Below are 21,789 nucleotides of genomic sequence, written 5' to 3' on the forward strand. Positions count from 1 at the left end.
CGCAGGGGGGAGGATTTTAGCGGCAGCTAATCCCGAACCGCTCGGTATAATCCTTGAAATGCGCATGGATACCCGCGCGGTCCAGTCCGTAATCGGCCAAGTCATAGTGATGCTTGCCATGCTTGCCCTGCGGATTGGCGTCCAGCATCGCCTGCATCGCAGCTTCCGCCTCTGCCGTCAGTTCCGTGTCGAACCGCGCATAGAGCCGCTTCATCTCGCCGATCGGATCGCGCAGCTGCGCGTCATATTGGATGTCGTGGATCGACTCCGCGCCATGCTTCTCGCGATAGGCCAGCATCCGTTCGATCATCAGGTCGAAGGTGCGCAACTGCGACTTGCCCACCTCGACCGGATCGACATCATCGCTGAACATCTTGCGCACCTGATAGACCAGGCTGCACGCCGACGCGACGACATCGGCGGGATCACGATGGGTCATCACCAGCTGCGCGTCGGGATAGATGGTGGTCAGGTCGTTGAGGAACAAAGGATGCCACGGATTTTTGAGCGTCCACTGGCCGCCCTCATTCTCCTGCAACAGCTGGAACAGCCGCTTCTGATAGCGGAAGGCAGGCAGATAGCTCGTGGAGAACAACCACTTCTGATAGCTCGGAATATGCAAGACCGAGTCATAATATTGCGCGCAAAAGGATGGCGACATCGAGAATTGGCACTCGGTCGGGCTGTCGGCATCTTCATGATGCATCGCTGAAATATGCGGTGCATATTTGAGCATCATATCGAGCCGCGCCTGCTCCGCCACATAGCGCGGATCGCTGCTCAACGCGCCCTTGGCCGCGGGCGGCACGCTGTTAAACGCTTCCCAGCGCAGGAAGCAACGCCGTGCCGGATCAGCGTTCAGCAAATTGATCGTCAGCGTGGTCCCCGTGCGCGGCAGGCCGAATACGAACAGCGGCTTTTCGACCGGCGCGTCCAGCAGCGCAGGATGCTTGGCCAGATAATCCTCGACCTGCAAGCGGTTCGCCAGCGTCGCTATAATCTGCTGCGCCCAGCGACCCTGCGCCGCCTCGGTCAGCTTGGCTTCCCGGTTGATCGCGTCGATCAGGACATGCAGCCCCTCCAATATCGCGTCATCGCCCAGATCATTGAGGCCCGTCTGTTCGCGCGCGGCGGCGATCAGTGCATCGGCGTCCAGCCCTGCGGTCGTGGTGGTCATCATCCTTCTCCCTTTTGTGCGTGGCTGGCGAGGCGCTTGTCCGTCTCGGCGATTTCCGCCTTCAGCCACATGGTTTCCGACAGGTTGGTGCTGCCGCTCGCGGCCAGCAATTGTTCCAGCGCAGCCTTGCGTACGGTCAGGCCCGCCTCATGATCGGGCGTCACGCCCAATGCGATGTCGAGCAGGTGCAGCGCTTCCAAGGGCCGACCCGCCGCTACATGAACATGGGCGCGACCTACGATCGCGCCTGCCCCGCCCGCCAGTTCGACCAGATCGGCACTCACCGCCGAACGCGGCACGCCATAGAGCGCCGTGGTGCCATCGGCATAATGGAACCACCCGCCATTTTCCTCCCAGATGGCGCGCACCACCCAGCTGGTCTTGCCGTGGAACTCGCCGATTTTCAGGTCGACTGGCAGGGCAATCTCGCGCATCAGATCCTGCACCGTCCGGCCCGCATTCATCCCCGCGATCGTCTCGCGCTCCAGATAGCTGACCGCCGCGTGCATCATGTCCAGATCGGCGCGGATCGTCTCTGCCCCCCGGATCGGATCGCCATGGCCGGTAATCACCAGTTCCGCGCCCAGCGCCCGCACCTGCTCGACCGACCGCAGATAGGCGCGCACCAGCCGGGGCTTGTCGCCGCGCATCGTCACCAGATTGGGCATGGCCCGCCACACCGGGCCGAACAGATTGCCGGTAAAGACGGTCTTTTCGTCGGGCATCCACAGGAATACCGAATCCAGGCTTTCGCCGCCCGGCGTCTTGACGACCTCGAACCGGCGGCCGCCTTGTTCGAACGCCAGCGTGGTGGCGACCTCCATGTCCGGCACGATCACCGGCGGCTTGGGCGGCGGCCCTTCGCGTCGGGTCATGGACGCCCACAGCTTGCCTGACCGGCGGCCCAGAAAGAGCGCCAGTCGGTCGAAATAATCGACCGTCTCGATAAAGCCCGCCCCGACTATGACCTGCGTGCCTTCCTCCTTCTGGTCGGGTAGCGCGCCATAATGGTCGGCATGGGCCTGCGTCACGATGATCCGCCGCAATGGCCCTGTGCGATGCGCGGCAAACAGCCCCTTGTTGCGCGCGCCATTGCCCAGAAAGCCGGTATTGACCAGCAGGTCGCCATCGCCCGTCGTCACCAGATAGGCGTTGGAAATATCCTTCACCATGAAGATGCCGTCGCCGATCCGCTCGGCGTTGCTCTGGCCCTGACCCGCCATCACCAACGCGCCCAAAGGCGTCTGTTGCTTCTCGCTCATGCGCTTGCGCTTTCAAATTCGATCATCACCTTGGCCGATTGTGGGCGCGCGGCGATGTCCAGCCCCTCAATCACCCGGTCGAACGGCAATGTGTGGCTGATCAGTGCCGCGATCTTGTCCTTCAGGCGTGGCATCGCGGCGATCACATCGGGCATTTCCGTCGGATAGCCGACCGCCGTGGTGATGGTCATTTCGGTGGTCAGCATCGGCCCGGCGGGCAGTTCGATGGGCTTGAGATAGGCGGCGGTAATGACATGGCGCGCATGGGTCTTGGCCAGTGTCACCACATCATGCAGGATCGATGGCGCACCCGCTGCGTCGATATAGGCGTCAGTCAGCGACTTCTCCCGCCCGAACACCATGACTGTGCCGTGGATCGCCTTGATCCGGGCGATCGCATCCTCGCTGGCCGGATTGATCGTCGTTGCCCCCAGCGCCCGCGCCCGCTCCAGCCGCTCCTTCGCCAGATCCAGCGCGATCACTTCGCACCCCCGGTCCACGGCCCACAGGATCATGCCCAGGCCAATCGGCCCGCAGCCGAAAATCACGACCTTGTCGCCCGCCTTGGCCTGCGCCCGGTTGACCCCGTGCATCGCGACCGACAGCGGCTCGCACATCGCCGCGATATCGTAAGGGATGCCGTCGGGAATCGGCAGCAGACTGTCGCCCAACCGCGCGTTGCGCACCAGCAATTCCTCGGTAAACGCACCCTCCGGCCCGCCGCTGCCGATATAGCTGGGCGTCATCATCGGGTTGATGATGACGCTCTGCCCCACCGACACGCCAGTCACCTCGTCACCCACGAACATCAGTTCGCCCGCGCCCTCATGGCCCAGCGCGGTCCGCTTGCCGGGCGTCGGGATGCCGCCATTCTTGATGTAGCTGAGGTCACTGCCGCAAATGCCGCAGGCCTTCATCTTGACGACCACATCCTTCGGCCCGGCTTCCGGGCGTTCATAGGGGTCCAACCGCACATCGTTGACGTCATGGATAGTCAGCAGGCGCATGGCGGGGGTTCCGGTCAGAAGGCGTAAGGGGGATAGATCAGGCTGCCGCCATCGATCACGATCGTGTCGCCGCTATGGAAGCGCGAAGCGTCGGAGCAGAGATAGGCACCGATCCCTTCAAAATCTTCGATCGTGCCGGGCCGGTGGATCGGCGTCTTGGCGGAAAAATGCGCGTCCACGGCGGCCATGCGCGCTTTCATCTCTTCGCTCATGCCCTGGTCGGCACCGATGCCTGTCTTGACATAGCCGGGTGCGATGCTGTTCGCGCGGATTTCATATTTGCCTAGCTCCGCCGCCATGCCGCGCACCGCTGCGCCCATGCCGCCCTTGGACGCGGCATAATTGTTGATGCCCGGCATCCCGTGGAACATCGACAGGCTGCCGCAATAGACCAGGCTCCCGCCCGGCTCGCCCGCTTCCGCCCGCGCGACCATAGCCTTGGCTCCTTCGCGCAGGGTGAAGAAAGCGCCGTGCAGGTTCACCGCCATCAGGTCGTGCCATTCCGCCGAATCCAGCGTCAGCACTGACCGGCTGCGCGACGCGCGGCCCGAATTGGCGAATACGCAATCGACCCGCCCGAAATCGGCCAGCAATTGCGCATAGCCCGCAATGATCGCTTCTTCGGACGCCACATCGACCTGATAGGTCTCTACCCGGCTCGCGCCCGCTGCCAGCAGGTCCGCTTTGGCCGCGTCATTCTTTTCCGCATTGCGCGCCCAGATGGCGATCTTGCCACCCATCTTGGCGACGCCGCGTGCAAAGCCCAGGCCAATGCCGCCATTGCCGCCGGTCACCAGCGTCACCTTGTCCGAACAGTCGAAAAGACCCGCCACCTGTCGCTCTCCTATGAAAGAATGTCGCCGCCCCTTGGCGGTCCTGTGCTGGCGGCGATTGTCGGTCAGCATGGGCTGCCCCGCAATTGACCTGACTATAGATATCGGGTCATAATCCATCAATTGAGCCAAGAGTAAACAAGGGCAGGAGAGGGTGATGCCGCGAAACGAAACTTACGCCCAATCCATGTTCGAGGCGGAACTGATCGTCCCCTCGGCGCAGGTGCGGATCATGCGGCTGCGCCTCGAACAGCCGACCGACCGGCTGTTCCGCCGCACCGACCATTATTGGCTCGACCTGTGCCTGACGCCCCGCCCGGAAAAAGCGCGCGGCTGCTATCGCGAGCGCTGGGGACCGCATCGTTACGAACCGCTGGGCGAAATCTTCCTCGTGCCGCCGGGCGAAGCGATCCATATCCGCAGCGAATCGGGCGGGCGGCAGGCATCGGTCGTGTGCGAAATTCCTGCCGCCGTCATCGACTGCTGGCTTGACGATGGCGGCATCGAATGGACCGACCGGCGGCTGGCGGCGAGCCTCGACATCACCCACCCGCATATGCGCGCCTGCCTGTTCCGCCTGGCGCAAGAAGTGCGTCATCCTGGTGTTGGCAGCGCGACCTTGGCCGAACTGATCGCTCAGCAATTGGCGATCGAAGTGGCGCGCTATTGCCAGGCGATTGCCGACGGGCCGATTACCGGCGGCCTTGCCTCATGGCGTCTGCGCCGCGTCGACGAACGGCTGCACCAGCCCGGCCCGCCCCCCGCGCTGGAGGAACTGGCGACCCTGTGCAACATGTCCCCGCGCCAGCTGACCCGTGGTTTTCGCGCCTCGCGCGGCCATTCGATCGGCGACCATATCGCCCAGACCCGCATCGATATGGCCAAGCGGCATCTGGCCACCAGCGAAAGCATCAAGGAAATCGCCTTCGCGCTCGGTTTTGCCTCCCCGTCCAGCTTCGCCTTCGCCTTCCGCCGCGCCACCGGCTCCACCCCGCGCCAGTTCCGCCAGCGCCAGCTCCGACCTATGGCCTGATAGAGATAGTATGGCTGAATAACGACATAAACCGGTCTTGGAAAAACTGCCTAACATTGTCCAACTCACTGTCAGGATAATCAAAATGACAGATCAGGAGAGGGCAGGACGATGATCGTCGGACGCCATTATCAAAACGCCTATGTGACCCGAAACGTCGACAAGGCCGTCGCAGAGTTCAAGCAACGCGCCGACATCCGCACCCTTCTGGAAACGCAAGTCTCGGTCAATCTGTGGACCCCGCAGGGCGAAGGCGTCGGCGTCCAGAAGCTCGCCTTCGTCTGGGTCGGCGACCTGCAGTGTGAACTGATCCAGCCGATCGAAGGCGACGTCCTGTCGCTCTATCGCGACGCGCTGCCGACAGATGACAGTCTGACATTCCATCATGTCTGCCAGTTGGTGGACGACTGGGACGCCTTCATGGCGCGGGTCGATCAGCAACCCTTTCCCGTGGTCCTGAAAGGCGGCACGCCGGGGATGCTGGAATTTCTCTATCTCGATACCCGCGATTGGCTGGGACATTACACAGAATATTGCTGGATGGTCCCGGACCGTTGGGCCGCAATGGGAGGACGGCCCGCATGATTACCCTTGCCCGATTCGGCACACGCGACCTTGATCGCGCCAAAAGCTTCTATGATGAACTGGCCGCCCTGCTCGGCGCGGTCCGCGCCTTCGACAGGCCCGACGTCGTGGCCTATAAGGCGGCCGACGGCGGCATGTTGCTGATCGGCAAGCCCTTTGCTGGCGAAGCATCGCCCGGCAACGGCAATCAGGTCGGCATTCAGGCCAACAGCCGCGCGCTGGTCGACGCCGTCCACGCCAAGGCGATTGACCTTGGCGGCCAGTGCGAAGGCAGGCCTGGCGTCCGCGGCGATGATCCCAACGGCTTCTACGGCGCTTACTTCCGCGACCTGGATGGCAACAAGCTGGTCATCTTCCGTTTCGGCCCTCCCGACTAGGCTCTGGAAAACGCGCCATAAATCGCGCCGGAATCGCAGCGGCGATATATAAACACCCCTGTTCATTAGTGACTCCGCAAGCAAGTTCTATCGGGCATAACCAAGCTCACAAAAGCACAATGACAATTGCGCCCAGCCGGACAGCATGATTCGACGCGGCGCCTTTTTGGGGAGGATGTTTCTATGAAGCGCATGACAGCCTATTATCTGATGGGTGCCAGCATGGCGGCCCTGACGCTGCCGACGCAGGCGATGGCGCAGGAAGCGCCGCAGGATTCATCGTTCGACGCGCCCACGATTATCGTGCAGGCTCGTCGCCGCGAAGAAGATGTGCAGGACGTGCCGGCCGTCATCAACGCGGTGACCGCCCAGTCGATCGCCAACCTCAACTTCCGTGAATTCACCGAAGTCAAATCGCTCGCGCCGGGTCTGGAACTGACCACCAACGCGAACGGCATCGGCGGCAATGCGCGCCTGCGCGGCGTCAATTTTGATGCCAATGCCAGCGGCAATAACGGCACGGTCCAATTCTATTATAATGACGCGCCGATTTCGCCTGGCGCCATCCTCCAGCAGATCTATGATGTTGGTCAGGTTGAAGTGCAGCGCGGGCCGCAGGGCACGCTGCGCGGTCGCGCGTCGCCATCCGGCTCGATCACCATCACCACGCGCAAGCCTGATCTCAACGAATTTGGCGGCTATGCCGACTGGACCGGCAATGACATTGGCACGCTCAATTTCAAGGGTGCGCTCAACGTACCGGTTATCGAAGGTATTGCGGGTATCCGTGTGTCGGGCGTGTGGGACGAAAATGACGCCGATCGCGTCCGCCCGCTGGTGCGCACCGCTGGTGCTGCCGATCCCCACGCGCGGACAAAAAGCTATCGCGTCGTCGGCGTGATCGAGCCGGCGGACTGGATCAAGCTGGAGGGTAGCTATCAATATCTGGATCGCGACGCCCAGACCTATGACCAGTCGATTTCGTTCAGCGAAATCAATCCGGCGGCGGCCCCCAGTCCGGTCCTGATTACGGCCAAGGACCGCCGTTCGATTGAAGAAAATGCGCGCATCGTCAACCAGCGGTTCGACATCTACAACTGGCGGGCGGAACTGGCGCAATGGGGTCAGCGACTAATCTATCAGGGCCAATATTCCAGGCAGCAATTCCATTCGGTCGACAATGTCGATGATGGCAATCTGTTCATTGGCCGCAGCATCAATCAGGTTACGGACACGGTGGCGAAGGAAACCTCGCACGAAATCCGCTTGCAGAATGAAGAACGTGTCTTTGGCATGTTCGACTATGTGATTGGATTCTTTGACGACAAGCTTAATCCGCCATCGGATCTCACCTCACCGACGATCGTGCGCCTGCCAGTCGCTTTTGGTGGCGCTATCGCGTCAATTGTGACCACCAATATTGAGCGTCGCGGCCGGTCCCATGAACAATCCTTCTTCGGTAACCTGACCGCACATCTGGGCGAGGCGACCGAAATTTCCGGTGGCCTGCGACAGATCAAATATAAGTCGGACGGGTCGCTTCGAGTGAATGGCAACATCATTGCCAGGGACAGCCAGGATTTGAAAAAGCTCATCTACAATGCGTCGGTGAAGCATAATTTCTCGCCCGACTTCCTGGTCTATGCCGGAACGGGCAGTTCGATGCGGCCGGGCATCAATGTTATCGGCGATTTCAACATCGCCAAGTCGGCGCTGGAAAACAGCTTCCTCAATCTGCCACCCGAAACGTCCAAATCCTACGAAATCGGCTTCAAAAGCACGCTGATGGGAGGGCGCGCACGGTTCAACGTCACTGCCTATCACCAGAAGTATAAGGCCTTCCCCTATCGCGTTCCCAGCGGTGTTTATTATGTCAACACGGTCGCGCTTCGCGATGCGACCGGCGCTGTCACAGGTACAGCGCAGCAGGTCGGGTCGTTTAATTTCGTCGGGGCCGTCCCGGTCGAAGTCAACGGCATTGAAAGCGAACTGTCCTACGACATCAGCCGCAGTTGGAATGTCGGGCTGGTTGGCAGCTACTCGCTGGGCAAGATCAAGGGCGGCAATGTGCCCTGCACCGATCTGAACGGAGATGGCATTCCCGACAACGTCGTTGCGGCACCGTCGCTGGCAGATTTGCAGGCAGCGGTTGGGGCGAATAACCTGTCGTCCTGCAATGTAACGCAGCGGTCCGCCTTCATGCCGCCGCTGACCGCGACGCTGACCAGCGAATATCATCATAGCCTGTCGGGCAGGGTGGATGGCTTCCTGCGCGGCCTGGTGGCTTATAGTGGCAAGTCGCAGGGCGATCCTGGTAACAGCTTCGATCAGGTCGGAGCCTATGCCCTGGCCAATCTCTATGCCGGCATTCGCGCGCCGGACGGTGGCTGGGAGATCTCGCTGTTCGCCAAGAATCTGTTTGACACGACCAAGGTGCTGACGCGCACCACGCCGCTGTTTACCGGCTTTCAGCAGTTGGGCTTTGCCGGACAGTTTGCCAATGGTCGACCGGTCTTTACCGGGCCGACGGCTGGCAGCTTCACCAGCACCTACACCGGTGCCACGGTGACGCCGCCACGCGAATTTGGCGTCAACGTACGTTTCCTGTTCGGGTCGCGCTGATCAACGACAGGCCGGTTCAGGGCTTTGGGATCGGCCGGGCACCCCATCGGGTTGTCCGGCCGATTGCCGTGACGGGCCTGAAAAGCCGGCATGGCTCTTCGCTGGAGCGATGAAGGGTCGGCGCGCGTCCGACTGCTTGACTCTCCCCGGTGCGCAGGCAGGGATGGCGGTCGAACAAATTGATGGTGACGACGTGCCCTTGCCTGATGGACAATATGGACGTTGATTATCCGGGCGACCCTGCCCGATCCGCTTTGTGTCGGGATCGGGGAGTCGCCTGAAGGGCAATTGAGGCACATGCTATGACGGACGTTCGTAAAAGACGCGCTCGCGACCCGGCAGCCACCCGTGAGGCGATATTGGACGCCGCACAGGCGCTGCTGGCCAAACATGGCCCTGAAGGGATCAGCCTGGCGGAAGTGGCAGCGCTGGCCGGGGTCAACCGCGGCACCGCCTATCAGCATTTCGAAACGCGCGACAAGCTGATCGCCGCCACGGCGGACGGCGTATCCGACAGCATGTTTCGGGCTGTTTTTGGCGATCCTGAAACGATCGGGGAACGGCGGGTCGAACAAGTCGATATTGCCGACACCACCGATCGTCTCGCCATTTTCGCGATGGACAATCCCGAACTCTGCCGCATCTGGCTGCTGCAATTGCTGGCCTCGCCCGATCCGATGGCTGATCCCTTCTGGCGCGAGTATGAAGGGTCGCTGCAACGCTTTGCCGACACTGACCTGGCGCAGCCTGGGATCGATGTCGAAGTCCTGTCGGTCATGATGCTGGCGGCCTCGTTCCTATGGCCGGTATGGGCGCGTTCGCACGCGCGCGACGATGACGAGCGCCGCCATCTGGCGCGTCGCATGGCACAGGAGGCGCTGCGCCTGTGCATGTACGGATCGCTGCGCGCCGAATTTTTCCCCGAAGTTGCCGAACGCCTCCGTCAGGGCGTGGCGGCTGCCGATCCATCACCTTCCCTTTCGGAAAAGGACTAACCCATGTTTTCAGCCATTGTGATCGACAAGAGCGACGACAAGCAGAGCGTATCGCTCAGCCAAATTGATGAAGCGCAGCTGCCCGAAGGCGACGTGACCATCGACGTCGATTATTCGACCCTCAATTACAAGGATGGCCTGGCCATCACCGGCAAGTCGCCCGTCGTCCGCAAATTCCCGATGGTGCCGGGCATCGATCTGGTCGGCACCGTGCGCACATCCGATCATGCCGACTGGAAGCCGGGCGACAAGGTGGTCCTCAATGGATGGGGCGTGGGCGAAGGCCATTGGGGCGGCCTGGCCCAGGTTGCGCGATTGAAGGGCGACTGGCTGGTGCCACTGCCCGCCGCCTTCACCGGCGCGCAGGCCATGGCGATCGGCACCGCCGGCTACACCGCCGCGCTCTGTGTCGAGGCGCTGGTCAAGGCCGGCGTGACCCCCGACCAGGGCGAAATCCTGGTCACAGGCGCAACCGGTGGCGTAGGCAGCGTCGCGGTCGCCCTGCTGAGCAAGGCAGGCTACAAAGTCATCGGATCGACCGGCAAGGCGTCGGAGGCTGACTATCTGACCCAGTTGGGTGCAGCCGGCGTCATCGACCGCGCGGAACTGTCCGAAAAGGGCAAGCCGCTCCAGAAGGAACGCTGGGCTGGTGTCGTCGACTCGGTCGGCAGCTTCACGCTCGCCAATGCCTGCGCCCAGACCCGCTATGGCGGCGCGGTTGCGGCCTGCGGTCTGGCGCAGGGCGCGGACTTCCCCGTCACCGTCATGCCCTTCATCCTGCGCGGCGTGCGCTTGCTCGGCATCGACAGCGTGATGGCGCCCAAGCCGCCGCGCATGGCCGCCTGGGAACGGCTGGCCCGCGATCTCGACCCCGCGCTGCTGGGCGTCATCGCCCATGAAATCCCCCTGTCGGAAGCGACTGCCGCTGCCGCCGACCTGATCGACGGCAAGGTGCGCGGGCGCATCATCGTCAATGTGAACCGCTAAGCGACAAAGCGAGACCGCATCATGACCGACCAGCCGCTCTCGATCGTCGCCGGTCCCCCGCTCAGTGAGGAGCCGGGGCTGGGGACGCTGACATTGAGCGGCTGGTTGCAGGAAGTCACGGCCCGCTCCGGCCCGGCCGAAGCGCTAGTGATGCATGAAGGGGACAGCGTCACCCGCTGGACCTATGACGATTTGTGGACGCGGGCGAACCAAGTCGCCCGCGCGCTCATCGCCTGTGGCGTGGGGAAGGGCACCCGCGTCGGCGTGCTGATGACCAATCGCCCGGAATTTCTCTCGGCGGTGTTCGGTGTCGCGCTGGCGGGCGGGGTTGCCGCAACGTTCAGTACCTTTTCGACGCCCGCCGAACTGGACCATCTGCTCGCATCGTCGGCCTGCCACGTCCTGCTGATGGAGCGTAAAGTCCTCAAGAAGGATTTTGCCGCAGTCCTTATCGATCTGGAACCGGCCATCGCGACGGCTGCCCCCGGCGCACTGGCCGCGCCGCATTTCCCCTTTCTGCGCCACATCGCCTGCGTCGGTGGTGGTGATGGCATGATCGAGCCTTGGGACGATTTCCTGTCGCGCGGCGATGCGGTCGATCAGGCGCTGGTCGATGCGACCGCCGCCACTGTGACCCCCGCCGACCCCGGCGTCCTCTTCTTCTCGTCCGGCTCCACCGCCAAGCCCAAGGGCATCCTGTCGATGCATCGCGGCGTCACGCTGCAACTGTGGCGCTGGAAACGCTTTCTCGCCGCGAAGGAGGATGCCCGTGCCTGGTCGGCCAATGGCTTCTTCTGGTCGGGCAATTTCGCCATGGCCATTGGCGGCGCCCTGTCATCGGGCGGCAGCCTGATCCTGCAAGCGACCTTCCAGCCGGCGGAAGCGCTGACCCTGATGGAGCGGGAGCGGGCGACCATGGCCTTCGCCTGGCCGCATCAATGGACGCAATTGGAGGCGGCGGGCAACTGGAACGATGTCGATCTATCGTCGCTATATTATGTCGGCAAGAACACTCCGCTCGGCCGCCATCCGACTGTCAACACGGATTGGCAGGAGCCTATGGCCGCCTATGGCAATACCGAAACTTTCACGATCAGCACGATCTTTGATTCGGGCACGCCGGAAGAACAGATCGCGGGCACCCACGGCATTCCGCTGCCCGGCAATATTTTCAAGATATTTGATCCGCTGACCGGCCAGATCGTGCCGCTGGGCGAGCGTGGCGAAATAGCGGTCAAGGGACCGACCTTGATGCTGGGCTATATCGGCGTGCCGCTGGACGAGAGCGTCGATGCCGACGGTTTCTTCCACACCGGCGATGGCGGCTGGTTCGATGCTGAGGGCCGTCTGCACTGGGAAGGCCGCCTTAACGACATCATCAAGACTGGCGGCGCGAACGTCTCCCCGATCGAGATCGACACCGTCATCAAAAGCTGTCCCGGCGTCAAAGTGACCCAGACCGTGGGCGTGCCGCACGAAACGCTGGGCGAACTGGTCGTGACCTGCATCGTCCCCCATCTTGACACGCCACTGGACGAGGAAGCGATCCGCAGCTTCGCCAAGGCGCAACTCGCCAGCTACAAGGTGCCGCGCCGCGTCCTCTTCTTCAGCGAGGATGATCTGTCTCTGACCGGCAGCGCCAAGATCAAGACAGCGGACCTGAAAGCGCTGGTCGTCAAACAGCTGGCCGCCGAAGCCGCCTGATGGGTGATCAGGCGGATCAGGCACTGGCGATCGCCAATCTTAAGGCCCGATATTGCGCCGCGGCCGACCTGTCCGCCAGTGACCCGGACCAGGCCCGCCGCCTGCTTGCGGATATATTCGCGGACAATTTCGTCGGCAACTATGGCATGGGCCTTTTCGAGGGGGCGCAGGCGATCACGGACTTTCTCTGCACCGCGATCGGCGCAAACAGCGAATGGATGATCCATATGCTCCATTCGCCCCGCATCGAAATCGACGGCGACCGCGCGACCGGCGACTGGACCGTACTGGGCCATATGAAGCGGCGCGCGACCGGAGCGATCGACTATGTCGTGGGCCGCTATAGCGACATTTTCCGCCTGACCCCAACGGGCTGGCGGATCGAGCGGGTAACATTCACCCGCCTGCAACAATAAAAAAAAGGGACAAGAGGATCATGGCCAATCGTTTCAGCGGCAAGTCCGTGCTGGTCACCGGCTCCGCAGGCGGGCTGGGCCGCGCCCATGCGCTGGCGTTTGCGGGGGAGGGCGCGCATCTCATCCTGGCCGACATCAACGAAGCAGGACTGGCGGAAAGTCAGGCGCTGATCGAGGCGTTGGGCAGCAGCGCGTCGGTCCATCGCGTCGACATGGGGCAGGAAGCCGACATTGGCGCCTTTGCCGCTACCGTGCTGGCCGCACATGACCGGCTCGACGTCCTCATCAACAATGCAGGCCTCCACGCGGGCGAGATTGCGCGCGGCTTCTTCGGGCTTGGCTTGGCGAAATGGCAGCATTTTTTCGCGGTCAACACGTTCGGCCCGATGCTTCTGGCCGAAGCGCTGCGCCCCGCACTGGCCCGCGCAAAGGGCGTCATCATCAACAAATGCTCGATGGCCAGCTATAATCCCGCGACTGCCTATGGCATCACCAAGGCGTCGCTCAATGTTTTTACCCACGCCATGGCGCAGCAATTCGGTGCGGATGAGATACGCTGCGTCGGCATCGCGCCAGGCCTGATGGAAACCGAAGCGGCATTGCAAGGGGTCGATCCTGCCAATTGGGAGCGGCTGAAAGCCATGCAGTCGGTCAAGCGGCAGGGGACCGCGCAGGACATATCCAACCTCGCCCTGTTCCTCGCCTCCGACGAAGGTAGCTTCGTCAATAATCTGGTCATCCTGTGCGACGGCGGCAACCAGATGCGCGGCTTTCGTTTCTGATCCCATTGCCCCGGCGATCAATCGGAGCCTGATGCCCAAGCCTCTGGCGCGCAGTCCCGGTCCATGCTGGATTAGCGCCAAACAAGCGCCATAGCGCGCGCCGCCAGAGGGCAGAGGCCATGAACCTGCATACCACCATCCACCTGCACAATGTCCCCGCCGGGCGAGAGGCCGACTATAGCGCCTGGTTCGACGGTCCACATCGCGACGACCTCGCCCGGCTGCGTGGTTTCCGCTCGGCCGACCGCTACGAGGTCACGCCGCAGCAGATCATGCCCGACATTCCGCAGCCCTGGCGCTATATGAGCGTCTATGAACATGACACGGCGACCCCGGAAATAGACTTGCCTGCGCTCGCCCCCTTGCTGGCGCAGGCGCGCGACATCGGGCTGATCGATGACAGCGACGAAAGCGAACGCATCCACAGCTACGCCATGTATGCCGACTGGGCGTTCAGTCCCAATCATCGCCCCGACCAGCCCCTCTCCGGGGTCAGCATCATCCTGGCCAATTTCGTCGCCGGGCGCGAAGCGGAATATCATCACTGGTATGACAATGTGCATTCTCCCGAAGTCACCCGCGTGCCGGGCAAGGTCGGCATGAAGCGCGGTCGCCTGTCGCCGGTGCAGCTGGAACCCAGACGCTATTGCCCCGGCAGCGACCTGGTATTTTGCGCGCAGCAGACCGACGATCTGCTCTTTACCGTCAAGGATTTCAGCGCCCGCGCCCGCGGCGTCAGCCCCAGCGGCGTCGCCTTCGCGCCGCGCTCCGCTTCCGGCTCGGTCGCGCGCACGGTCCATTATTTCGCCAAGGTCAGCGGCACGCATTTCTGGCCCGGCGGCATTGCCTATGATGGCGACCTGTCCGTCTATCCGACCGACTTCGCCCGCCCGGCGGGCTAGCACCAAGCAGCTATCGCGCGCGCGATGGCCAGCCCCCTTGCCGCGCGCGCGCCGGTGCGGGAAGGAATGAAGCGATAATCAGGACAAGCGGAGCAGGATATGGCCAAGACGATCGTGATCACAGGAGCCGGCGATGGCCTTGGCCGCGCGCTCGCCCGCCGCTTTGCGCGCGATGGCGAAACCGTCATCCTGCTGGGCCGCACTTTGTCGAAGGTCGAAGCGGTCGCGGCGGAACTGGGTGCGCCGCATCTGGCGCTGCAATGCGATGTCGGCAACCCGGACTCGGTGCGCGCCGCCTTCGCAGCGATTGCTGCGCAGCATGATCGCATCGACGTCCTCATCAACAATGCCGCCATCTACGAACCTTTCACCCTCGCCGAAGTGCGCGATGATCAGATTGTCACGTCGCTGATGACCAATGTCGCCGGGCCGATCCATTGCGCCCGTGAAGCGCTGCCGTTGCTGCGCGGCGGCGGACATATCATCAATGTCAGCAGCGAATCCGTCGCGCTCAAAATGCCGATGCTGTGGATGTATGCCGGGGGCAAGGCGGCGCTGGAACTCGTGTCCGACATGTGGTCGCGCGAACTGGAGCCAGACGGTATCCGCGTCACCACCGTGCAGGCAGGCATGATGATGGACGAAACCAAGACTGGCAGCAGCTGGCCGATCGACGTGTCGATGCGCTTTGGCCAGGAAAATGCCAAGGTCGGCATCAACCTGCGCGAACGCGGCATCAGCCATTATAACAGCGTGACGGACGCCTTCCGCGCCATCCTCGACATGCCCGCCGACCTGCATATGGGCATCGTCGCCCTCAATGCGCGCAAGCGCTGACCTCCCTTTTTCCCAAGCCTTTCGACAGGAACACGCCATGGCCACTCTTCCCGACGCCAAACTTTTCATCGACGGCGCGCTGCGCGACGCACAGGGCGGCGCGACCTTCGACGTCATCAGCCCCTGGACCGGTGAGCCGGTCGGCAAGGCCGCTGATGCGTCGGCCGCCGATGTCGATGAAGCGATCGCCGCTGCCCGCCGCGCCTTCGACACGACCGACTGGTCCACCAATGTCGCCAAGCGCGTCGAACTGGTGACGAAGCTCCGCGCACTGTTCGATGAGAATCGTGAACGCCTGTCGGATCTTGCCCGGAATGAAGCAGGCGCAGCGTTGGGAGCGGTCGGGCGCGCCCATGTCGACATGGCGCTCGATGGCTGGGACGACTATCTGCGCCTCTTCCCGCAATTGAAGTGGGACAAACATTATGGCGGCCGCACCGGCTATGGCTTCGAAACCCAGCGCAAGGCGGTCTATGAACCTGTCGGCGTCGTTGGCGCGATCACGCCGTGGAACGTGCCGCTCTATGTGAATGTGGGCAAGGTCGTCGCCGCGCTGCTGGCGGGCTGCACCGTGATCCTGAAACCCGCGCCCAATACGCCGGGCATGGGCGCGATCTTTGGCGAACTGGCACTCGAAGCAGGCTTCCCTGCCGGTGTCCTCAACGTCATCTTCGGCAGCGATCCGGCGCTGGCCGGCGAAATGCTGGTCACGGACCCCCGCGTCGATCTCATTTCCTTCACCGGCTCCACCGGCATTGGCAAGCGTATCATGGAACAGGGCGCCGCGACGCTGAAGCGCGTATTTCTGGAACTTGGCGGCAAATCGGCCAAGATCGTGCTGGAGGACAGCGCCAATTTCGCCATGGACGTTGCCCAGTCGATGCTGGTGTTCCACGCCGGTCAGGGCTGCGCCGTCCATTCGCGCCTTCTGGTGCCGCGCAGCCGTTATGAGGAAGCCAAGACCGTCCTCAAACATGCCTATGCCAGCTTCGGCGACAATTGGGGTGACTATGACAATCCCGCGCACATCATGGGTCCGGTCGTGTCGAAGCGACAGATGGAGCGGGTATTGTCCTATGTCGACATCGGTGTCGCCGAAGGCGCGACTTTGCTGGCGGGCGGCAAGGCGCGGCCCGACAAGGGCAGCGGCTATTTCGTAGAGCCGACCTGCTTTGCCGATGTCACCAATGACATGCGCATCGCCCAGGAAGAGATTTTCGGACCCGTGCTGGTCGTCATCCCGTTCGAGGATGATGATGATGCCGTCCGCATCGCCAATGAAAGCGCCTATGGCCTGTGTGGCGGTGTCCATTCCGCTGATCTGGATCGCGCGATGGCGGTCGCGAAGCGGATACGCACCGGATCGGTCAGCGTTAACGGTGGCATGTGCATCGCGGGAGACTTGCCTTTTGGCGGTTATAAGGCCAGTGGAATCGGTCGTGAATGGGGTCTGGAGGGAATCGAGGAATTTCTCGAAACCAAGCTGATCGCATGGCGCGCCTGATGGGATAACGAAGGACGGGATTTTGAGCGCAAAGGCGGAAGCGGCGGTGGAGCAGGGGGCAATCAGGCCGTCCCGCACGCGCGCGCCCGCCGCGACCAAGACGCTCAGCCATAATCTGAATGGCCAGCGGCTGGGACGCAAGGGGCGCGACACGCGCGACCGCATCCTGGCCGCAACCAACGAGTTGCTGGCCGGTCCCCCCGACGTCGAGATTTCACTGAGCGCGGTGGCGCGCCAGACGTCGCTCGGCATGACGTCGCTCTATAATTATTTCAACGATCTGACCGAATTGCTGCTCGCAGTGCTGGAACCGGTGATGGCGACGGCCGAGGATGAATATGTCGGCCTGCTGCGCACCCGCTGGGACGACGCGGATCTGGGTGAGCGGACATTGGCGTTCGTCACCGCCTATCATGGCTTCTGGGTCAAACATTCGCGCCTGCTTCACTTGCGTAACCGCATGGCCGACGCGCAGAATGAGCGGATGATGATGCATCGTGTCCGCGCGGCTCAGCCGGTCATGCGGCTGATGGTCGAACAGATGGACGGGGAACTGGCGCAGCCGCAATCGCCAGTATTCAGCATGGCGACAGCGCTGATGACCGGGCTGGAACGTATCGTCACGGTGACGACCGACGTTGCCTTGCAAACGACATTGCACGCGCCCAATCCGCTGGGCCGTACCCACTTGCTGCGCGCCGAAGCGCGGCTGCTGGAACTGGGTATTCGCGATTACCGGACGCTGGCCGCGTCTGCGGATTAAGGCCATCAGGGCTGGATGTCATTGGATTGAAAACCCGGTCTCCGTTCGTTTCGAGCGAAGTCGAGAAACTGCACGTAACGGTTTCTCGATTTCGCTCGAAACGAACGGGTTAAGCTGTTCAGTCCTTCTGGCCGCCAACACCCTTCAAATAACGCTCCATCCCTTCCAGATAGGCCGGGTTCAGCATCAACGCGCTATTGGCCATACGCTCGACATGGCGGCCCATGGACGGCCCGACTTCCGCCGCCAGCTCGATCGCGATCTTGGCCGCGCCCATCTGTTCGGCGTTCTGCTTCGTCAGGTGACGACAGAAATTCAGCGCCGCCTCGCCAAACCCCTCATCGGGCAGCACGTCATGCACCAGCCCCATGATGAGCGCGCGATCCGCATCAGCGCGCTGGTTGCCCATGATCAGCCAGCGCGCCCAATGCGGCCCGCAGATGCGCGTCAAGCGACTGACGCCATTGGATGCGGGCAATACGCCGAACAATCCTTCGGGGAAGGAGAAAGCCGCGCTCTTCGCCGCCAGCCGGAAATCGCATGACAGCGCCATTTCCAGCCCGCCACCCACACAGGTCGCATGAATGGCGCTGACGATCGGCTTTTCGATATGCTCCATCTCGTCATAGATGCGCTGCATCCCGTTGAGGTTGAGCCGGTGATTTTCGCGAATGCCCGATGGCGTGCGCGGATAGGCGGGGGCGTCCCCGCTTTTCAGGTCCGCGCCCGAACAGAAATAGCGCCCGGTCGCCCGGATCAGCATGACCCGCAATTCCGGCGTATCGCGGAACCGCAACAGCGCCTGTTCGAACAGCGTCATCGTCTGCGCCGACAGCGCGTTGAGCTTGTCGGGCCGGTTCAGCGTCACGATCAGGATGCCGTCCTGGTCCTTGCTCAACAGATGCGGGGCGTCGCTCATCTTATCATCCTCAGGCGCGGGTGCGCGGCAGGCCCAGCGCACGCTCGGCGATCATGGAACGATGGACCTCGCTTGTCCCGCCATAAATGGTCGCGCCCTGGGCATGGCGATAGAACATGTTGATCTCCGCTGCCGCGCCCTTGCGCTTGGACAGCGACAGCGGCGCCGTCAGGTCCAGCAGGTCGCGGGCATCGCTCTGGAATTTCTCGGAACTGAACATTTTGGCCATCGGGCCATAGGCCAGGTTCGGCTTTTTCTCCATGCTCGCCCAATTGGCGCGGAAGGCGATCAGTTCCGACACCCACAGATTGGCGGCGGTACGCGCCAGCCGCGTCTGCGCGCCTTCATCCTCGATCAGCGGCTTACCCTTGTGGCGTATCTCCCGGCACAGCGTTTCGGCTGCGTACAGCATGGCGCGCTGATATTTGGCAAAGCCGCCGCCATGCTCCAGTTCAAGGCTCGCGCTCATCGTCCGCACGCCGCCGTCAATCTCGCCCAGCCGCCAGCTGTCGGGGATACGCACCCCGTCATAGAAGGTGATGTTGGTGCGCTCGTCCTGAAAGGTATAAACCGGCTGGATCGTCACGCCATCGGCCTTCAACGGCACGATGAACATGGTCAGCCCCTTATGCTTGGCGACTTCCGTATTCGTCCGGCACAACATCAGCACATAGGCGGACAGGTTCGCCCCGCTGGTGAACATCTTGGTGCCGTCGATCCGCCAGCTGCCGTCCGGCTCCTGCGTGGCGCGGCATTGCGCCGCGAACACGTCGGACCCGGAACCCGGTTCGGAATAGCCCAGCGAACAGATGACCTCTCCGCGCATGATTTCCGGCAAGACCGCTGCTTTCAACTCCTCGCTGCCGAACCGATGGATGATCAGTGCCACCATCTGCGTCACACTGGCTGCCGGGTTGTTATAGCCCTGCAACTCGAACGCATCCATCGCAGCGGTCTTTTCATAGGCGGACAGGCCACGCCCTCCGACATCCTTGGGCAGGCCCAGATAGAGGAGATTCTGCTCTGCCAGCTTGCGGTTGAGTTCGGGGTTATAGCCCTCCCAGCTATAGTGGAACGTCTCGCGCATGTCCGGCGTGACGTTCGCTGCAAAAAAGGCCTCAATCTCCTGCGTGATCGCCCGTGCGTCCTCGCCCAGGTCGAAGTCGACCGGCATTGCGCCCGCGTCGGGCAAGGCGGCGGTTTCCCCGCCATAAAGGCGCCGACCGGCCTCGGCGATCAAGGCTTGCGGATCGCCCAGCACCAGCGGCCATGCCTTGGCCCGCAGGTTGAACAGGAAAATATCATATTCGGTGGTCAGGCCATAGCCGCCGAACGTGTGCAGCGCTTGGCCCACCGCGCGGCTTGCCGCGTCGCTGCTCCACCATGCCGCGATGCTGATTGCAGCGCCCGCTTGGGGCGCGCCATCGGCCAGATCGCGGATCGCCTTCCACACCAGAAATTTGCCGCCATCGACATCGCAGAGCAGATCGGCGAGCGGATGGGAAATCGCCTGAAACTGGCCGATATACTGGTCAAACTGCTTGCGCTCGCAGGCATAGGCTGCCGCCAGTTTCAACGCTTCGCGTCCGATCCCGGCGAGACCCGCGGCGATCAACAGCTTCCATTCCTCAATCCCCGCGGCAAAGGTCGCCAGCGCGTCGGCGCCCGACGTCAGCGTCACCCGCGGGTGCGCCAGCAGGTCGATCTGTGCTATCGGTGTGGAGGCCAGATTATCCTCCGCGATCCGCCCCGTATCGGGCACACTGATCAGGACGATCTCCTCGCCCTGCCGCGCGATCACGGCCTGCGCCACTTGCCCGCCGCCAATCCACTGGACCGGTTCGACCGCTACATCGTGGAATGCCAGACTCGCAACCGCCTCGCCGCTGACGACCTGCGCCAGCAGCGTTGCCCCGGCATCGCCGCCCAGTTGTGCCAGCAGGCGCGCGGTCACCAATGTTTCGGCCAGTGGTCCCGACGTCAGCGTCCGGCCCGCTTCCTCCATCAGGATTGCAGCATCGAACAGGCCCAGGCCCAGCCCGCCCGCTTCCTCCGGCACCCGGATCGACAACGCCCCCAGTTCGGCCAGCCCCGACCACAGCACAGGGTCGAACCCCGACGGCGCGGCCTCACGCACGCGGGCCATGCTGCTATGTTCGTCCAGAAAGCGCGCGAACATGTCGCGCATCATGTCCTGGTCGTCGGTCAGGTCGAAATTCATGGGGTCAGGCTCCGGGGGGTTATTGCGCGGGCGCGGAACGGCGCATCATGACGCTCAGGTCCACCTGTCCGGTGGCGACCCCGCCCATGAAGCCGCCATCGACCGGGAACACGACGCCATTGACGATGCTGGCCAGATCGCTGTTGATCAGCACCAGCCCGGCGGCCTGTTCCTCCGGCGTCGAATAGCGACCCATCGGTTCAGCCGCCGCCGCAACGACATCCTTGCCCGACGTCGCCTCGAATGCGGCCATCATCGGCGTCTGGGTAGGGGAGGGCAGGGTGCAGTTGATGCGGATACCCTGCTTGATCAGGTGCGCGCCCATAAACTGGGTCCACACGATCACATTCTCCTTGGAGAAGCTGTAGCCCTCCTTGACTATATCCATATTGGCGTCGCACCAGGCCAACGCTTCGTCAAAGCCCTTGGTCGTCACAAATTCCATATTGGTCGGTATCCGGCGGCTCCAGCCCAGGCCACCCGTCGATGCAATGCTGGCGATCGCCCCGCCCGGCCCCATCAGCGGCAGCACCTGCTGGGTCAGATGGCGCAGGCCGATGAAATTGACCTTCATCACGTCCATCGCGGGGAAGGATTGCGGCAGCCCCGCACAGTTGAACAGCGCGTCCACCGTGCCGCCTATACCGGCGACCGCTGCATCGATGGATGCCGGATCGCGCAGGTCGACATTATGGAAGGAGGCCAGCGGCAACGCGCTGTCCTTATAATCCAGCCCATGCACTTCCGCGCCCAGCTCCAGCAACAGCTTTGCCGTCGCCTCCCCCATGCCGGAAAAGCAGCCGCTCACGACGACGCGCTTGCCCTTATAGCCCAATAGGTCGCTCATTTTCGGCTCTCCACTA

At 62.7% G+C, this 21,789-nt stretch carries 20 protein-coding genes; 13 read left to right on the forward strand and 7 right to left on the reverse strand.

Features of this window, described 5'->3' with window-relative positions:
- Positions 1-16 precede the first annotated feature (16 nt).
- The 4 genes from D0Z70_RS12005 to D0Z70_RS12020 are packed head-to-tail and all read right to left on the reverse strand — an operon-like array spanning position 17 to position 4,279.
- A complete protein-coding gene (locus D0Z70_RS12005) occupies positions 17-1,177 on the reverse strand; it encodes a sulfotransferase family protein (protein WP_119746818.1) in 1,161 nt (386 codons plus the stop codon).
- Positions 1,177-2,439 carry an MBL fold metallo-hydrolase gene (locus D0Z70_RS12010; RefSeq protein WP_119746678.1) on the reverse strand — a complete coding sequence of 421 codons (1,263 nt, stop codon included), beginning with the start codon at positions 2,437-2,439 and terminating at the stop codon, positions 1,177-1,179. Before D0Z70_RS12010 ends, D0Z70_RS12005 begins: the two co-directional genes overlap by 1 nt.
- Positions 2,436-3,446, reverse strand: coding sequence for a zinc-dependent alcohol dehydrogenase (locus tag D0Z70_RS12015; RefSeq protein WP_119746680.1), 1,011 nt, complete (start codon positions 3,444-3,446; stop codon positions 2,436-2,438). The genes D0Z70_RS12010 and D0Z70_RS12015 overlap by 4 nt, the downstream gene beginning before the upstream one ends.
- 14 nt (positions 3,447-3,460) lie before the next feature.
- Complete coding sequence (locus tag D0Z70_RS12020) at positions 3,461-4,279, reverse strand: SDR family NAD(P)-dependent oxidoreductase (RefSeq protein WP_119746820.1); 819 nt, start codon at positions 4,277-4,279, stop codon at positions 3,461-3,463.
- A 157-nt stretch (positions 4,280-4,436) separates the two neighbouring features.
- On the opposite strand from D0Z70_RS12020, the gene D0Z70_RS12025 reads away from it, so the two are divergent.
- From D0Z70_RS12025 to D0Z70_RS12085, 13 genes are all read left to right on the forward strand, one after another.
- A complete protein-coding gene (locus D0Z70_RS12025) occupies positions 4,437-5,312 on the forward strand; it encodes a helix-turn-helix transcriptional regulator (protein ID WP_119746682.1) in 876 nt (291 codons plus the stop codon).
- Positions 5,313-5,423: 111 nt separating this feature from the next.
- On the forward strand, positions 5,424-5,897 hold the full coding sequence (locus tag D0Z70_RS12030; RefSeq protein WP_119746684.1) for a VOC family protein: 474 nt from the start codon (positions 5,424-5,426) through the stop codon (positions 5,895-5,897).
- Positions 5,894-6,274, forward strand: coding sequence for a VOC family protein (locus D0Z70_RS12035; RefSeq protein WP_119746686.1), 381 nt, complete (start codon positions 5,894-5,896; stop codon positions 6,272-6,274). The genes D0Z70_RS12030 and D0Z70_RS12035 overlap by 4 nt, the downstream gene beginning before the upstream one ends.
- Before the next feature lie 183 nt (positions 6,275-6,457).
- Positions 6,458-8,896 carry a TonB-dependent receptor gene (locus tag D0Z70_RS12040; RefSeq protein WP_119746688.1) on the forward strand — a complete coding sequence of 813 codons (2,439 nt, stop codon included), beginning with the start codon at positions 6,458-6,460 and terminating at the stop codon, positions 8,894-8,896.
- Between the two features lie 302 nt (positions 8,897-9,198).
- Entirely contained in the window at positions 9,199-9,891 is a 693-nt protein-coding gene (locus tag D0Z70_RS12045) for a TetR/AcrR family transcriptional regulator (RefSeq protein WP_119746690.1), read from the forward strand.
- Positions 9,892-9,894: 3 nt separating this feature from the next.
- The gene (acuI, locus tag D0Z70_RS12050) at positions 9,895-10,878 is read left to right on the forward strand and encodes an acrylyl-CoA reductase (NADPH) (protein ID WP_119746692.1); all 984 of its coding nucleotides are present in this window, start codon (positions 9,895-9,897) and stop codon (positions 10,876-10,878) included.
- 21 nt (positions 10,879-10,899) lie between these two features.
- Positions 10,900-12,582, forward strand: coding sequence for a class I adenylate-forming enzyme family protein (locus D0Z70_RS12055; RefSeq protein ID WP_119746694.1), 1,683 nt, complete (start codon positions 10,900-10,902; stop codon positions 12,580-12,582).
- Entirely contained in the window at positions 12,582-12,998 is a 417-nt protein-coding gene (locus tag D0Z70_RS12060) for a nuclear transport factor 2 family protein (protein ID WP_119746695.1), read from the forward strand. Before D0Z70_RS12055 ends, D0Z70_RS12060 begins: the two co-directional genes overlap by 1 nt.
- Before the next feature lie 20 nt (positions 12,999-13,018).
- On the forward strand, positions 13,019-13,780 hold the full coding sequence (locus D0Z70_RS12065; RefSeq protein ID WP_119746697.1) for an SDR family NAD(P)-dependent oxidoreductase: 762 nt from the start codon (positions 13,019-13,021) through the stop codon (positions 13,778-13,780).
- A gap of 119 nt (positions 13,781-13,899) precedes the next feature.
- Positions 13,900-14,682 (forward strand): hypothetical protein, encoded by a 783-nt coding sequence (locus D0Z70_RS12070; protein ID WP_119746699.1) that lies wholly within the window; start codon positions 13,900-13,902, stop codon positions 14,680-14,682.
- Positions 14,683-14,781: 99 nt separating this feature from the next.
- Positions 14,782-15,519: an SDR family oxidoreductase gene (locus D0Z70_RS12075; RefSeq protein ID WP_119746701.1), complete on the forward strand. Its 738-nt coding sequence runs from the start codon at positions 14,782-14,784 to the stop codon at positions 15,517-15,519.
- Positions 15,520-15,556: 37 nt separating this feature from the next.
- On the forward strand, positions 15,557-17,023 hold the full coding sequence (locus D0Z70_RS12080) for an aldehyde dehydrogenase family protein (RefSeq protein WP_119746704.1): 1,467 nt from the start codon (positions 15,557-15,559) through the stop codon (positions 17,021-17,023).
- Positions 17,024-17,045: 22 nt separating this feature from the next.
- Positions 17,046-17,786, forward strand: coding sequence for a TetR/AcrR family transcriptional regulator (locus D0Z70_RS12085; RefSeq protein WP_239018896.1), 741 nt, complete (start codon positions 17,046-17,048; stop codon positions 17,784-17,786).
- A 118-nt stretch (positions 17,787-17,904) separates the two neighbouring features.
- On the opposite strand, the gene D0Z70_RS12090 is transcribed toward D0Z70_RS12085, so the two are convergent.
- The 3 genes from D0Z70_RS12090 to D0Z70_RS12100 are packed head-to-tail and all read right to left on the reverse strand — an operon-like array spanning position 17,905 to position 21,773.
- Positions 17,905-18,705 carry an enoyl-CoA hydratase/isomerase family protein gene (locus tag D0Z70_RS12090; RefSeq protein WP_119746824.1) on the reverse strand — a complete coding sequence of 267 codons (801 nt, stop codon included), beginning with the start codon at positions 18,703-18,705 and terminating at the stop codon, positions 17,905-17,907.
- Positions 18,706-18,715: 10 nt separating this feature from the next.
- Positions 18,716-20,926: an acyl-CoA dehydrogenase family protein gene (locus tag D0Z70_RS12095; protein WP_119746706.1), complete on the reverse strand. Its 2,211-nt coding sequence runs from the start codon at positions 20,924-20,926 to the stop codon at positions 18,716-18,718.
- A 19-nt stretch (positions 20,927-20,945) separates the two neighbouring features.
- Positions 20,946-21,773, reverse strand: a complete 828-nt coding sequence (locus tag D0Z70_RS12100) for a coniferyl-alcohol dehydrogenase (protein WP_119746708.1) — start codon at positions 21,771-21,773, stop codon at positions 20,946-20,948.
- Between the last annotated feature and the right edge of the window lie 16 nt (positions 21,774-21,789).

Origin of the sequence: Sphingobium terrigena, from assembly GCF_003591655.1 — a bacterium.
Taxonomy (GTDB): Bacteria; Pseudomonadota; Alphaproteobacteria; order Sphingomonadales; family Sphingomonadaceae; genus Sphingobium; species Sphingobium terrigena.